At 47.5% G+C, this 14,762-nt stretch carries 14 protein-coding genes; 9 read left to right on the forward strand and 5 right to left on the reverse strand.

Translation table 11 applies throughout. The features are described from left to right. The first annotated feature begins 25 nt into the window (after positions 1-25). From FHS56_RS07875 to FHS56_RS07890, 4 genes are all read left to right on the forward strand, one after another. Positions 26-538, forward strand: a complete 513-nt coding sequence (locus FHS56_RS07875) for a shikimate kinase (RefSeq protein WP_166919443.1) — start codon at positions 26-28, stop codon at positions 536-538. 15 nt (positions 539-553) lie between these two features. Then, on the forward strand, positions 554-1,276 hold the full coding sequence (locus FHS56_RS07880) for an SAM-dependent methyltransferase (RefSeq protein ID WP_166919444.1): 723 nt from the start codon (positions 554-556) through the stop codon (positions 1,274-1,276). A gap of 89 nt (positions 1,277-1,365) precedes the next feature. Further along, on the forward strand, positions 1,366-3,054 hold the full coding sequence (locus FHS56_RS07885) for a PorP/SprF family type IX secretion system membrane protein (RefSeq protein WP_166919446.1): 1,689 nt from the start codon (positions 1,366-1,368) through the stop codon (positions 3,052-3,054). Between the two features lie 700 nt (positions 3,055-3,754). Then, positions 3,755-6,022: a sodium-translocating pyrophosphatase gene (locus FHS56_RS07890; RefSeq protein ID WP_166919448.1), complete on the forward strand. Its 2,268-nt coding sequence runs from the start codon at positions 3,755-3,757 to the stop codon at positions 6,020-6,022. Positions 6,023-6,104: 82 nt separating this feature from the next. Here the strand turns inward: FHS56_RS07890 and FHS56_RS07895 are convergent, their stop codons facing one another. Then, positions 6,105-6,962, reverse strand: coding sequence for a DUF58 domain-containing protein (locus tag FHS56_RS07895; RefSeq protein ID WP_166919450.1), 858 nt, complete (start codon positions 6,960-6,962; stop codon positions 6,105-6,107). Between the two features lie 179 nt (positions 6,963-7,141). On the opposite strand from FHS56_RS07895, the gene FHS56_RS07900 reads away from it, so the two are divergent. The 3 genes from FHS56_RS07900 (at position 7,142) to FHS56_RS07910 (ending at position 9,161) form a co-directional block, all read left to right on the forward strand. Further along, on the forward strand, positions 7,142-8,434 hold the full coding sequence (locus tag FHS56_RS07900) for a sigma-54 interaction domain-containing protein (RefSeq protein WP_166919452.1): 1,293 nt from the start codon (positions 7,142-7,144) through the stop codon (positions 8,432-8,434). Continuing rightward, positions 8,415-8,930, forward strand: coding sequence for an LptE family protein (locus FHS56_RS07905; protein WP_166919454.1), 516 nt, complete (start codon positions 8,415-8,417; stop codon positions 8,928-8,930). The genes FHS56_RS07900 and FHS56_RS07905 overlap by 20 nt, the downstream gene beginning before the upstream one ends. Before the next feature lie 87 nt (positions 8,931-9,017). After that, positions 9,018-9,161, forward strand: a complete 144-nt coding sequence (locus FHS56_RS07910) for a hypothetical protein (RefSeq protein ID WP_166919456.1) — start codon at positions 9,018-9,020, stop codon at positions 9,159-9,161. A 181-nt stretch (positions 9,162-9,342) separates the two neighbouring features. Here FHS56_RS07910 and FHS56_RS07915 read toward each other — a convergent pair whose 3' ends face one another. Continuing rightward, a complete protein-coding gene (locus tag FHS56_RS07915; RefSeq protein ID WP_166919458.1) occupies positions 9,343-9,849 on the reverse strand; it encodes a hypothetical protein in 507 nt (168 codons plus the stop codon). A 138-nt stretch (positions 9,850-9,987) separates the two neighbouring features. Here FHS56_RS07915 and FHS56_RS07920 point away from each other — a divergent pair, with 138 nt between their 5' ends. Next, entirely contained in the window at positions 9,988-10,620 is a 633-nt protein-coding gene (locus tag FHS56_RS07920; RefSeq protein ID WP_166919459.1) for a hypothetical protein, read from the forward strand. Next, on the forward strand, positions 10,613-11,383 hold the full coding sequence (rsmA, locus tag FHS56_RS07925) for a 16S rRNA (adenine(1518)-N(6)/adenine(1519)-N(6))-dimethyltransferase RsmA (protein WP_166919461.1): 771 nt from the start codon (positions 10,613-10,615) through the stop codon (positions 11,381-11,383). Before FHS56_RS07920 ends, rsmA begins: the two co-directional genes overlap by 8 nt. A gap of 341 nt (positions 11,384-11,724) precedes the next feature. Here rsmA and FHS56_RS07930 read toward each other — a convergent pair whose 3' ends face one another. The 3 genes from FHS56_RS07930 to FHS56_RS07940 are packed head-to-tail and all read right to left on the reverse strand — an operon-like array spanning position 11,725 to position 14,665. Continuing rightward, positions 11,725-12,981, reverse strand: a complete 1,257-nt coding sequence (locus tag FHS56_RS07930) for a sulfate adenylyltransferase subunit 1 (RefSeq protein ID WP_166919463.1) — start codon at positions 12,979-12,981, stop codon at positions 11,725-11,727. Positions 12,982-13,027: 46 nt separating this feature from the next. Next, positions 13,028-13,927, reverse strand: a complete 900-nt coding sequence (gene cysD / locus FHS56_RS07935) for a sulfate adenylyltransferase subunit CysD (protein ID WP_166919465.1) — start codon at positions 13,925-13,927, stop codon at positions 13,028-13,030. A gap of 39 nt (positions 13,928-13,966) precedes the next feature. Next, the gene (locus tag FHS56_RS07940) at positions 13,967-14,665 is read right to left on the reverse strand and encodes a phosphoadenylyl-sulfate reductase (protein WP_166919467.1); all 699 of its coding nucleotides are present in this window, start codon (positions 14,663-14,665) and stop codon (positions 13,967-13,969) included. Positions 14,666-14,762 lie beyond the last annotated feature (97 nt).

Raw genomic sequence — 14,762 nt, forward strand, 5'->3', positions numbered from 1 at the left:
TAAAAAGCTTAGGGCAGAGAATCAAATGATTGTTTATTTAGTAGGCATGCCTGGGGCAGGCAAGACCAGCTGTGGTATGGTCTGGGCAAGACAGCTGGGCTATAAGTTCTACGACATGGATGTGTTCATAGAGTCGCTACACGGGCAAAGCATACCGGCTTTGTTCGAAAGTGCAGGCGAAAGCCGTTTCAGAGAGATAGAAAAAGAAACCTTGCGCCTGATTAGCCAAGGCAATAAGCGCATCATAGCTACGGGTGGAGGCACTCCCTGTTTTTTCGACAATATGGCATTCATGAAAGCGCACGGCTTGGTAATATTTTTGGACTGCCCGGTTGATACGCTGATACAACGTCTTCATGGCAGTCAAGAGCAGCGCCCGCTGCTACAGCATTGTCGCAATGAAGAGGAAATACGCAAGTTCGTACAAGAGCTTTATGAGCAGCGCCGTCCGTTTTATGAACAAGCACACATCAGCCTACAGAATTATGAACCGCAAAGCCTCCCCCAAGCACTTGTTTCTGCCATACAGCATACGTAAAAATAAAGCCACATTATGAGCACTAACACCTCAGGCACCCTCTTTTTGATTCCATCGGCTTTGGCAAGCGGCAGTGAGCAGGCAGTAACTACCCCACAGGTGGTTGAAGTGCTGCGCCGTGTACGTTGTTTCTTTGTAGAAAATGAGCGTTCTGCCCGTCGTTTTATCAGTGCTTTGAAAATAGGGGTCGATATCGGGGCACTTGAGCTTTATGAATGGCATAAAAGAAGCGACTTCCAAAGCTTGGATGCTCCCCTGAAAAAACTACTTTCGGGTACTGACTTCGGCATCATTTCAGAAGCTGGTCTGCCCGCGGTAGCTGACCCCGGTGCTCAAATTGTGGCATGGGCTCACCGCCACGGGGTAGCCGTACGCCCGCTGACAGGTGCCTCTTCTATCTTCTTGACGCTCATGGCTTCGGGCTTGAATGGTCAATCTTTTTGTTTCCATGGCTATTTGCCCATAGAAAAAGAGGCGCGCAGCCGAAAAATAAGAGAAATAGAACAGGCAGCCCGCCAAGGAAATGCACAAATATTCATGGAAACCCCCTACCGCAACAATGCGCTGCTGGATGCCATCCTCAAACAAGTGGAAGAGAATTTACAGCTGTGTATTGGGGTAAACTTGACTGCTGCCGATGAATGGGTATTTACTCAATCGGTGAAAAAATGGAAGCAAAGCCCACCCGACTTACACAAAAAGCCAGCGATTTTTATTCTCGGAAAACCTCCAGCATAAACATTTGCTGCCTTTTTCTCGTATGAAGCCTAAAAGTTTCATAATTTTTGCTATCATTGTAAGATTAGGGTAGGTAAAAATACATTTTTATGCCGGCAAGGATGCGTTTTTTTATTCTAAGTCTGATTGGCTTTTTCATGATAGGCAGCTTTCAGATAACTAAAGCTCAAAATGTATTTTTTACACAGTATCAGCAATCGCCCTTGCTCACCAATCCGGCATTGCCTGCCACTTCCGATGTCATGTCGGCAAGCTTACTCTATCGGCGTGAATCGGTAGGCGGTGGCACTACCTTTGCTACTCCCCTGTTTAGCCTTACCTACCCCTTGTACAAGCGCTTTGAAGACACTTTGGGCTACCGCTGGGCGGGCATCGGTGCCACCATATTGAGCGACCAAGCAGGCGCCGGCGCTCTGTTGCGCACTTCTGGTTTGAAAATAGGCTTTTCGTATTTATGGAAGCTTTCCGACAGCACGCATCATTATTTGAGTGTGGGTGGGCAAGCCGGCTTTTTTCAAAGGGCATTGAACCTCAACAGCCTCACGACCGGAAGTCAATGGAGTGGCGGTGGATTTGACCCCACCCTGCCCAATGGTGAAAACATAGAAAACACAGCAGTGCTATTCCCAACTGCCGATTTGGGTGTGCAGTGGCGCTGGGACGATAGCCTCCGCCGTCCGATAGCGTCGGCAGGGATTGCCCTGATGCAAATAAACCAACCCAATACTTCTTTTGTAGGCGGCGACGATAAACTGCCCATGACGCTGGTTGCCAATGTTTCATTCAAAGCCATTGAAAAATATTCGGTTTCACTGCACCCTAATGGGCGCTATATTATGGCGTTCAATGGCGCTTCACAGCTCAATGCAGGCTTGGGTATCTTTTATCATTTCAACCAAGAATGGGATAGAGATTCGCTGCTTTACCGAGAAGCCACCTTAGGTGTAAACGTGTGGTATAACCCCAACGGTGTGGTAACTGCGGGCATTCAACTAGAACACCAGCGCTATGCTTTCAGCTTCAGTTATGATTTCGGCATGCCTTCGGCAAAAGCATTAGGCGTACCACAAAACGCGCTGGAAGTGCAAGTAGGCATCCGGCGCGATTTCGGTTACAAAAAGCGCCCCATCAAACGCATAGTGCGAAAGCCCGACGCTTTGCTGGCAGAACAGCCACTCCCCGACAGCCTCAAAGACCTAATGCCCCGTTTCCTACGCCTGGATGCCGAACTGATATATGCCAAGCGTGAAGACGTAAACTTGGCAGAAACCGAATACAACCTGCTGCTGCGCAGTATTCTCTTTCATTTTGGTGAAACGGAGTTGACTCCCGGCAGCCGCTTGTTTTTGGACCGCCTCATAACTATACTAAGTGCCAATCCCGACCTGAAACTCGAAATCGCCGGCTATACTTGTAATACCGGTGACCGGCGTGGCAATATCAAAATATCGGAAGCACGCGCGCTTGCCGTATGGAGCTACCTCGTGCAAAACGGCATTTCGCCCAACCGCCTGCTGATACGCGGCTGGGGCGACCTGAACCCCGTGGCAGACAATAGCACCGAGTCTGGGCGCATACGCAACCGACGCGTACAATTGCGCCTCGTGAAAGAGATGCCCGGACCAGAAGCCTTCCGTGCAGAAGGCGAAGAAGCCATTCTGCCTGAAGAACAACCCGATATTGAAGCCGTGCCCTTGGACGAGGTGCCTATCGAGGATGTACCAGTAGAAGACTTGCCTGAAGAGGACATCCCAGAAGAAGAGCCAGACTCAGAGTAGTTTTTTCAAAAAAAGTGAAGCACCTCCAAAAAAATCAAAGTGGTGGTAGTCCATTCCAAACGGCTACGCTCTTGCTATGGCGGATGAGACCACTAAGAAGTGTAAGGTTTTCTTCTATGATGCACGGTTTGTAATTCATCTTGCGAAAGCGACGGCGGTTAATCAAACAGATTCACTCAGGGGGGCTTCCCATATGATGGACTCGTCGAAGATGTTAAAAGCTATCCATGATGCTGTTTTTCGCCTTGTGGTACTACCCGATAATCGGTTTTATTGGTATTCAGCAGCCGCTATGCTGGTGCTGGTTTTTCATATAAGACAAATGCTACCGACTACGCCAAGCTCAGAGGCATGAGGCGGGTGTAGTGGTCGCTCATGTCAAACTCATCAAAGCTGTAAAAACAACTACTCCGTGGTCAAAAGCATGAGGTATTTTCTATCTTGCAGAAGATAGGGTAATGCAGCATGACCGGCTACGGCAAAAGCCTGCTGCAGAGGTTTCGTGTGTATCTACTCGATTATTCGAAAGGCAAAGGTTTTGGGCATACAGTTGTTTTTTAAAGTTTAGAAGTCTTTTTCTTTGCAGGGCTTAGCAGGTAGTATTAGAAAAATACCAAGTTGCGTTTGGTCAAAATTAGTATATTTGCAAGCATTTGCACGAAGTAAGCAACCTAAAAAACAACATAAAAACGAAAGCGTTATGAGCATTGATTTACTGATTTACTTAGTCCCTATCTTGGGCGCAGTAGCTTTGTTCTTCACTTGGCTAAAAGCTGTTGAAGTAAAAAAGGCTGACCCTGGCGATGAACGCATGCAAAGCATCGCACAAAAGATTGCAGAAGGTGCCATGGCATTCCTGAAAGCCGAGTACCGTATCTTGATTCTGTTCGTGTTGTTGGTGGCTATCATCTTGGGCTGGAGCGGTTCCCGTGAGATGAGCTCTTCGGCTTTGATAGCCCTTTCTTTTGTAACTGGTGCTATCTGTTCGGCTCTGGCAGGCTTCATAGGCATGCGTGTAGCTACACAAGCCAACGTACGCACTACCAATGCTGCCCGCAACAGCTTGAGTCGCGCCCTGAAAGTAGCCTTCACCGGTGGCACGGTCATGGGCTTGGGCGTAGTAGGTTTGGGCTTGTTTGGCTTGGGTATTTTGTTTGTAGTATATAGTAAAATGTGGGGCGTGAACGACCCTGCTTCCGTTCAAAAAGTTATCAACGTGTTGACAGGCTTTTCGTTCGGTGCTTCTTCTATTGCACTCTTTGCACGTGTAGGGGGCGGTATTTATACCAAAGCTGCCGACGTAGGTGCCGACTTAGTAGGTAAAGTAGAAGCCGGCATTCCGGAAGACCACCCGCTCAACCCCGCTACCATTGCCGACAACGTGGGCGACAACGTGGGCGACGTAGCCGGTATGGGTGCCGACCTGTTCGAGTCTTACATAGGCTCCATCATCGGTAGCATGGTGTTGGGGGTAGCTTTCATGCAACGTGGTTTGCAAGACAACTTCGGCGGCTTGTCTGCTGTATTGTTACCCTTGGTGCTTGCCGGCTTTGGCATCATTGCCTCTATCATTGGGTCTTATCTGGTGCGTGTAAAAGAAGATGGCAACCCGCAAAAAGCACTCAACACTGGCGAATTTGCTTCTGCCATCATTATGCTGGTAGCTTCTTATTTCATCATCGATTATATGCTGCCTGCTGAGTGGACGTTCGAAAATAAAACCTATACTTCTTTGGGTGTATTCTGGGCAACCATCATAGGTTTGGCAGCCGGCTTGCTCATCGGCTTGATTACCGAGTTCTATACTGGCACCAACACGCCGCCCGTGCGCCGTATTGTGCAACAATCGGCTTCAGGTGTAGCTACCAACATCATTTCCGGTTTGGGTGTGGGCATGCAGTCTACGGCTTTGCCTCTGATTGTCATCTCTGCTGCCGTCATTGGTGCTTATCAGCTTGCCGGCTTGTATGGCATCGCTATTGCTGCCGTAGGTATGCTTGCCAATACAGGTATTCAATTGGCAGTAGATGCCTATGGTCCCATCTCTGATAATGCCGGTGGTATTGCCGAAATGAGCGAACTACCAAAAGAAGTGCGCGAGCGCACCGACAAACTGGATGCTGTGGGTAACACCACCGCCGCCATTGGTAAAGGATTTGCCATAGGCTCGGCTGCCTTAACTGCCCTGGCGCTCTTCAGTGCATTCAAAGTAACGGCAGGCATTACCGCCATTGACGTGTCTTCGCCTGTGGTGATGGCAGGGATGTTTATTGGCGGTATGCTGCCTTTCCTCTTCTCTTCTATGGCTATGGACGCCGTAGGACGTGCCGCACAGTCGATGATTCAAGAGGTGCGCCGCCAGTTCAAAGAAATTCCTGCCCTGAAGGCTGCTTTGGAGGTGATGCGCAAAAACGAAGGCAAAGACATGAAGCAGTGGTCTGATGCAGACCGTAAAACATTTGAAGCTGCTGACGGCAAAGCTGAATACGGGCGTTGTGTAGAGATTTCTACCCAAGCCGCTTTGCGTGAGATGGTACTACCCGGTATCATTGCCGTAGTTACCCCTGTGCTGGTTGGTTTCTTGGGTGGTGCTGAAATGCTGGGCGGCTTACTGGCAGGCGTTACTGTATCGGGTGTGCTGATGGCTATCTTCCAGTCGAATGCTGGCGGTGCTTGGGACAACGCCAAAAAAATGTTTGAAAAAGGCGTGGAAATAGAAGTAAACGGTAAAAAAGAAATTTTTTACAAAGGCTCTGACCCTCACAAAGCCGCAGTAGTAGGCGACACCGTGGGCGACCCCTTCAAAGATACTTCTGGTCCTTCGTTGAACATCTTGCTGAAGCTCATGTCAGTAGTAGCACTGGTAATTGCTCCCTACATTGCCATGGACAATGCCAAAGCTACACAGCAAGCTGAAAAACAAGTAAACAAAGCCAAAGTAGAACAAGTGAGCCAAAAGATAAAGTAAGTCTCCCGGTAGGCTAAACAAAGCAAGGGCGGCATCTTCAGAAGATACCGCCCTTGTTATATTTCGTGTTCGTGCCGGCAGTCTATCCTACCAACTCGCGCCACAGTACACTATGCAGCGATTCTTGCAGCAGTACCCTGTGATAATGCACACCGGCATGCAAACACTCCTGCCGCGCTTCGTTTAAAAATGCTTCCATCTTGCGAAGATAGGTCTTGCGGTAGCTTTCTACGTTTACTTTCTTCACCTTAGCCGTCTCCAAACTTTTGAATGCAAGCATGCCCTTCCAGCTACAAGTTATCTCTTTTTGCCCCATGATATGCCAACAATGCACTTCATGTCCTAATGCACGCAGGCGTTTCCATGATGCTACCCAGCGCCGGGGCGAGTCGTAAAGGTCGGTAAAAAACATCCACAAATGTCGCCCTTTGCTAAGCCCGGCAGATGTGGCAATTTCGGGCAGCTGTTTGCCTCCCGGCTGCATGCTTTCCAATTGTTTCAACAGCCGTTCTACCTCAAACAGAGGCATGTTCTGCTGCATCCGGTCTTCCACACATCCCCACACTTTGAGTGTGTCGCCCTGCTGCAAAGCAATGTAGCCTATGGCTGCCGCCAGCAATTGGGCATATGCCCATTTCGAACGCCCTTCTTCTTTATAGAGCATAGAGGCAGAGACATCTAAAGCGCAGTGCACGACCGTATTCAATGAAAGGGGCGACTGCCTTACCCATAACTTTCTGTTTCGAAGAAACACACGCCAATCTATCTTTCGGGTGTCGTCCCCGGGCTGGTAAGGCTTCAATTGCTCGAACTCTACCCCTTCATGCAAGCGCACAGCCAAATGCTCGCCTGTCAAAAAACCTTCGACCCGGCTACGTAGCAATAAACGCAAACCCTTTGCCGACAAATGTTCCCCTCTCCAATCATCAATAAAGGACATGGCTTTTTGTTTGTTCAACTATACAAAAGACTTTTTTAGTATATTTTTCATGGCATATGCCAACAAAGGTTACACTGTTTGGCTGCCGATGCAGCCTATACACCATCATAGAACAGACAATCTGTCTTATTCTTATATTTGCATAAAACTGACATTTTTTCATCAACCAGTAGTTCCAAATGCTAAAAAGAAACAAAGATTTTGATATACAGTCCATAAAACAGCGCTTTGGTATCATTGGCAACTCCCCACTACTGAATCAAGCCATTGAACGTGCCGCCTTGGTAGCACCTACCGACCTCAGCGTGCTGATTTTAGGTGAAAGTGGCGTAGGCAAAGAGTCTTTTGCCAAGATTATCCACGAACTGAGCCCACGACGTCATAATACTTTCTTGGCTATCAACTGCGGGGCTATTCCCGAAGGCACCATCGATTCAGAGCTTTTCGGGCATGAAAAAGGCGCTTTCACAGGAGCTACCGAATCACGCAAAGGCTTTTTTGAAGTGGCAAATAAAGGCACCCTATTTCTCGATGAAATAGGAGAAATGCCCTTAGGCACCCAAGCACGCCTGCTGCGTGTTTTAGAATATGGCGAATTTATACGTGTCGGTTCTTCCGTAGTGCAAAAAACAGATGTGCGCATTATTGCTGCCACCAACGTGAATTTGGAGCAAGCCGTTAAGGACGGTAAGTTCCGCGAAGACCTCTACTATCGTTTGAGTACAATGACCATTTATGTGCCCCCACTAAGGGAAAGGGGCAACGATATCTTTTTGCTGTTCCATAAGTTTGCCACTGACTTTGCCGAGCGTTATCGCGTCCCGCCCATTGAGCTTACCGAAGATGCCATGGAGCTGTTGCGAAACTATCGTTTCCCCGGAAATATACGGCAATTGCGTAACCTCGTGTATCAGATGTCCATCACTGTGCCCAAGCGCAAGATAGATGCCGAAACCCTGAGCCGTTATTTGCCCAACGAAGGGCGCAGCATGGTTCCTGTGCCCATGAGCTCCCCACAAGGCAGCGGCACACAGCAGGATATGAACGAGCGCGAAATCCTCTATAAGGTGCTTTTCGACATGCGCCGCGACATCACCGAGTTAAAAAAACTGGTGTTTCAACTGCTTGAGTTATCAGGTAATCAGGCAGGAGAACGCATCATAGAAGAGCATAAAGACCTGTTTCAGGACATCGACACGCAGCAGTTGCGCCGTGAAATGCGCCTGATTGGTACACGTCCAACCCCCCAAAAAGAAAACACGCCCCCTACCATAGAGCTGTCTGATGAAGTCGAACCTGTCATTGAGATAGGAGCCGAAGAAAACCTCTCACTCGAAGAAAAAGAAAAGGAAATGATTATCAAAGCTTTGAAGAAGCATAACCATAGACGCCGCGCTACCGCCGAAGAGTTAGGCATCTCGGAGCGTACCCTTTACCGCAAAATCAAAAAATATGGTTTGGAGAACCTATAAAATCAAAACGCCTGTTTATTGGCTTCTGCTTTTGCTGCCGGCACTCTACGCTTGTGGTCATTACAGTTTCTCAGGCGTAAGCACCAATGCACAAAGTATTACTGTTTCTACTTTTTTCAATAATGCGGGCGCCGGTCCAGCCGATTTAGCGCAAAATCTTACCATCCAGCTGCGCGACTATTACCAACGCAACAGTCGCTTGGCAGTAGTCAATGAAGGAGGGGAACTGTATGTAGAAGGTGAAATCATCAATTACTCGGTGGCGCCCATTGCTCCCACCGGCAATGACCGCTCAGCCCAAACACGCCTTTCTATAGCGGTTCGCATCCGCTTTGTCAATACCTTGAACGAGAGCGAGAATTTCGAAGAAACCATTACCCAATACGCCGACTTCGACCAAGGGCTTAGCCTGTCGGATGTGGAAAATGCCAAAGTGCAAGAGATTTTAGACAAAATCATTTTCGATATCTTTCAACGCACCGTCGCCAATTGGTAACAGAAACATGTCCGCTTCAAAGTGGTTTTTCTGCGAAAAAACACCATCACAAGCCGGAAATGCTTTTTTCAAAATGCTGTGTTGGCGATGGAAACACGCTTTCATCGCAACTTGGGGGACGCGTTGAGCATCTTCCACTCCACAGTGCACATAGGTGCCACCATCTCTCTATACCTATCCTACCAACAGAAAAAATTAAAGCTACTGCCTTTATTGCATAAAAGGCAGTAGCCGTTGACGTTACAGCTTTGAGGCATCCCGGTATTTTTAGGTGCGTTCTTCTCCTTTTCTCATTCCATGTGCAAAGGAAAAATATTTTTTGCTTCTTGCCGCTTTGAAAGCATGGGATTGCTCACCTCCTTTTTAGGGAAGTGAGCAATGACAGATGATGAAAAACAAATATCACCGACCTCTAAAACCTATAGTTGATTCCTCCGCGGATGATGGGATTGGTTGTAGGTGTGTTTTCGTTTTTAATGACATTCCACAATACCATAAACTGGACACTGATGCGGTCGGCCAATTGCTGGTTGTAACCAGCACCTACTGGTAAACTCACAATCCAAGTGCGCTCATAGGGCGGCTCTCCATCGGCATCGTTGGCACGGTCTTCTACATTCAAGCTTTCCAATTCAGCATGTAAAAAGAAGCCTTGAAAAACGGTGTATTGTCCAAACAAACGGGCACCAAAGCTGTATCGTGCATCGGTATTGGTCGTCTTGTTGTAATTAAAGACCGGGGAAACGCCTACTCTTGCTTTTCCCATTTGGTAGCCGATGATGGGGGCTATGTCGGCATAGGTAGTGTTGTTTTCTAAACCTACACTTACATTACCTCCGGTGTAAACTTGGGCACGAAGCGGGGCAGCCATGCAGCATAGCAAGCCCAACAAAGCGAAATTTTTAATCATCAAACACATAGAACTTATGTTTTGGTGAATGAGCAGCAAAACGCAAATTTCATGCAAAAATGAGTGCTTCTGTCTCGATAAATAATATAAATCTCACAAAAGCCCTAAATTTGTACGTTCACCCACAAGTAAAAAGCACACACTTTCATGTACTTTTGGTCGGTACTACTTTTCGTGATTGTGGCAGGTCTCACCTTTTTGTGGGCGTATGCCCAGCACCAAAACCGCCGCTACAAATGGCAGCTTATCAAGCAGTTCGAGTCACTCAAAGAGCAGTTCCAAGCAAAAGAATTGCAATTGCGCAGCCAAGGCAATGAGGTGTACCCTTTGCTCAAAGCCAACATAGAAGGGCGTGCCCTCTTGATTGAACGCACCCTGCGTGACAAGTTTAATTTTTTTGTTGTGAATGTGCACACCAGCAACCCACATGAAGTGCATGTGCAGCTCATTCCTGCAGCGCATTACCATGGTTTAAAAACCACAGAGAAAGAAAGCTTTTCATTGCTCCAAGATATAGATTGGGCATATACGGGACATGAAGCCCTTGCCCAAGCGATAGCCAAAGAGTATCTGGACCCACTTCTGCAACAGTCTTCTGTTTTTAAAGAGTTGTTTAGCACCTTGGTAGTTTATCGCCAAGCCGTCACTTTGGTGCTTTTTTCTTCTACCAAATCTATAGCTTATGATAAAGTGCTGGGAATAAGTGCGCGTTTATGCCAGCAAATAGCTGTCTTTATAGAATCTACCCCTTCAACCAAAAGCCGAGAAAAAGATGGTTAAACCCAAAAAGCATTTAGGACAGCACTTTCTGAAAGACGACAACATTGCACGCAAGATAGCACGACAACTTAGCGGGCATGGCAACTATCAACAGGTGATGGAAATAGGTGCTGGCACAGGTGTTTTGAGCCGCTTTCTTTTAGAGTTGCCTTATACCGTTTACTTGCTTGACATAGATAGCGAGTCCATTGCCTATCTGCAAGAGCGCTACCCTGAACTACACGCGCAAGGACGCATTTTATTGAACGATTTCTTGAAGATAGACCTGAGCCCTTACCTTCAGACACCTCTCGCCATTGCCGGCAATTTTCCGTATAATATCTCTTCCCAAATCTTCTTCAAGGTGCTGGAATACCGCCAACATATTCCCGAAGTAGTGTGTATGATTCAAAAAGAAGTAGCCGAGCGCTTGGCTGCCCCACCCGGCAATAAAGCCTATGGCATACTGAGTGTATTGCTACAGCGATTCTATAAAATAGAATATTGTTTTACGGTGCCTCCGCATGTGTTTCTCCCACCACCTAAGGTGCAATCGGCAGTGATACGCCTACAAGCACTCAATACCTCTCTTCTGGACTGCAATGAAAAGTTTTACTTTACCATAGTGAAAGCTGCTTTCAACCAAAGACGCAAAACACTGCGCAACGCCCTCAAAGCCTTTTTGCCTGAGGGCAAAACGCATGATTTCATGAGCCGCCGGGCTGAGCAGCTTAGCCCACAGGAATTTGAAGAGCTGTGTGTATGGATAGAACAAGCTAAGTGATTCCTAAAAGGTAAATACATCAGAAATATGATGTCCTTTGGTCAATCGTCAATCTTTTACAAAGGGCTCAACCTAAAAGTGCTACCCCATGTGCCTTACCTTATTTTAAAAAGGGGTTAGAAAGAACCGAAGACCTCCTCTAAAAAACAATCTCCTGAACGCCAGAGGCATCCAGGAGATTCAGCTACCACTACATATATAATCCGACAAGCGGAAGTCTTATTTCTGCTTTAATGTTGCTACAATAATAATAGGATTACACTGGGTAGGCAAGCTATTCTCGACGAACATATACTTTCATGCGATAAAAGTAAATTTTTACTCGATGAACGTTCATCAAATCACGATTTCACACGCATCATCACAGCGGCGACAGTGTTAAAAGTGGCGGAATCGATGAGAATGGCACTGCCTGTAGCACGATTGGTACGGTAGTCATCAATACAAAGCTCTTCTGCCAAACGCAAGCGCACCCGTCCGATATCGTTCATAGCTAAAAAAGGCTGATTTTCCACTGCCTGCAGACTATGGATGTCTGTTTTATAAATAATGCTTTCCACCCTGCATTGTACTTTTTTGCTGTGATGTTGCAGCCAGTATTTGCCACCTTGCATCAAAGGTTTTTGGTCAAGCCAGCAGATATCGGCTTCCACTTCATTGACAATAGCCGGCATCTGTTCGGGCTTAAAGATGTAATCGCCCCGCGAAATGTCGATATCATCGGCTAAAAGCAAAGTAGCAGACATAGGTGCCTGCGTTTCTTCCAGTGGCTGCCCACCCAACTCTATGCCTGTGACGGTCGTCATCATGCCTGCCGGATACACCATCACCGCATCGCCTACTTTCAAGGTGCCGCTCATCATTCTGCCCGCATAACCGCGGTAATCGTGGAAGCGGTCATCTTTTGGGCGAATGATATATTGCACTTGGAAGCGCGTCAATTCATAGTTGAGGTCGTCGGTTACGGGCACCTCTTCTAAGTGCTGGAGCAACGGTTTGCCCATATACCAAGGCATCCGCGACGACCGATGCACCACATTGTCGCCTTTCAGAGCGCTTATGGGAATAAAAGTTACTTCTTGCACCGACATCGATTGCGCCATAGCACGATAGTCTGCCACAATCTCTTCGAAACGCTGCTGTGAGTAATCGACCAAGTCCATTTTGTTGACACAAATCACAAAATGGGGAATGCCCAGCAAAGCAGAAACATAACTATGACGGCGGGTTTGCTCGGTAACTCCGTTGCGGGCGTCCACTAAAATAATTGCCAGTTGACAATTGGAAGCACCGGTTACCATATTCCGGGTGTATTGCACATGCCCGGGCGTATCGGCAATAATGAACTTACGTTTGTCGGTATGAAAGTATTTGTAAGCCACATCGATGGTGATGCCCTGTTGACGCTCATCACGCAGTCCATCGGTAATCAACGACAGGTCAATTTCATCTTCGGGCAAGCCTTTGCTTTTGCTTGCACGGGCAATTGCCTGTATTTGGTCTTCCAGCAGTGCATGACTATCATAAAGCATACGCCCGATGAGGGTGCTTTTTCCGTCATCTACATTGCCGGCTGTCAAAAAACGAAGTATATCCATAGTTGCGCTCAAGTTCTCTTTAAATGGTATCGTATTGATTTTCCGCTTAAAAATACCCTTGCTTTTTTCGGTCTTCCATAGCTGCCTCCGACATCTGGTCATCGACCCGGGTACCACGCTCGGTGGTTCTTGCCGCCTTGATTTCCTCAATCACCTGCTCTACTGTTTCGGCATCGGACTCTACGGCTGCCGTACAGGTCATATCTCCTACTGTGCGAAAGCGTACCTTCTTTTCTACTATCACGTCTTGTTCATCTTTGTAGATGAAGTCAGAGTTTGCCAACAGCTGACCGTCACGCAGGATGCACTCGCGGCGGTGGGCAAAATACAAAGAAGGCAGCTCTATGCCTTCGCGCAGAATGTAATGCCATACATCCAGCTCGGTCCAGTTGCTGATGGGAAACACACGCATATGCTCGCCTTTGCGCAGGCTTCCGTTATAGATATTCCACAATTCGGGACGCTGTTTTTTGGGTTGCCACTGCCCGAACTCATCGCGATGTGAAAAAATACGCTCTTTGGCACGTGCTTTTTCTTCGTCGCGACGCGCCCCACCTATGCAAGCATCGAAGGCATGCGCCTGAATAGTATCAAGCAGGGTAACACTTTGCAAAGCGTTACGACTGGCATATTTGCCGGTAGGCTCTACCACCTTGCCCTGGTCTATCGAGTCTTGCACATAACCTACAATCAGCTCTGCCCCAGTTTTTTCTACCAGTGCATCACGAAAAGCAATGGCTTCGGGGAAATTGTGCCCGGTGTCGATATGCACTAAAGGGAAAGGTAATTTGCCCGGGCGGAATGCTTTCAAAGCAAGATGCACCAAAGTAATAGAGTCTTTACCGCCGGAGAAAAGCAAGGCAGGACGTTCAAATTGACCGGCTGTTTCGCGTAGTATGTACATGGCTTCGGCTTCGAGGTAGTCTAAGTAATCGAAATATTTCATGGGATATGACCGATTAGAAAAATGCAAAAGAAAGAAACTTCAACGGGTATGCAAACCACACTCTTTGTGGCTTTGTTCCCACCACCAGCGTCCGGCGCGAATGTCTTCGCCCGGTGCCACGGCACGTGTGCAGGGCTGGCAACCAATGCTCAAAAAACCTTGGTCGTAGAGGGGGTTGTAGGGAATGTTGTGCTCTTTTACAAAAGCTTCTACTTGGGAGGTGCTCCAATGCAGCAAAGGCTGGTATTTCACTATGCGACGGCTATCGTCCCATTCAATCAATTGGGTATTACTACGCAGTGGTGAGTGCTCGGCTCTAATGCCGGTAATCCAACACTGCACGCCCTGCAGCGCACGGTTCAAAGGCAATACTTTCCGGATAAAGCAGCACTCCTTGCGGTTTTCCACTGATTCATAGAAGCTGAACATTCCCTTGGCATTCACCATACGTTCTACTTCTTCTTGTGGCGGGAAATAGACCTCTATAGTTTTGCCGTATTTTTTACGGGTGCGCTCCATGGTCTCGTAGGTCTGTGGAAAAAGGCGACCAGTATCTAAGGTAAACACCCGTATGGGCAGGTTATTGGAAAATATAAAGTGCGTAATGATTTGGTCTTCCAAGCTCAGACTGGTAGAAAAAGCCAAGTGCTCACCAAATGCCTCACTCAATTTGCGTAAGGTCGTTGCGATGTCTTGTGCATGTAAGCAAGCTTCCGCTTTTGTTATCAATTCATTCATAGCTGTACGGTTCTTCAGATATGCAAATATACAAGAATAAAACAAAACAAGACCTCATAATGAGGTCTTAAAAAGTGCAAGGCATTAAAAAAATACA

Origin of the sequence: Thermonema lapsum (assembly GCF_011761635.1) — a bacterium.
GTDB classification, from domain to species: Bacteria; Bacteroidota; Bacteroidia; order Cytophagales; family Thermonemataceae; genus Thermonema; species Thermonema lapsum.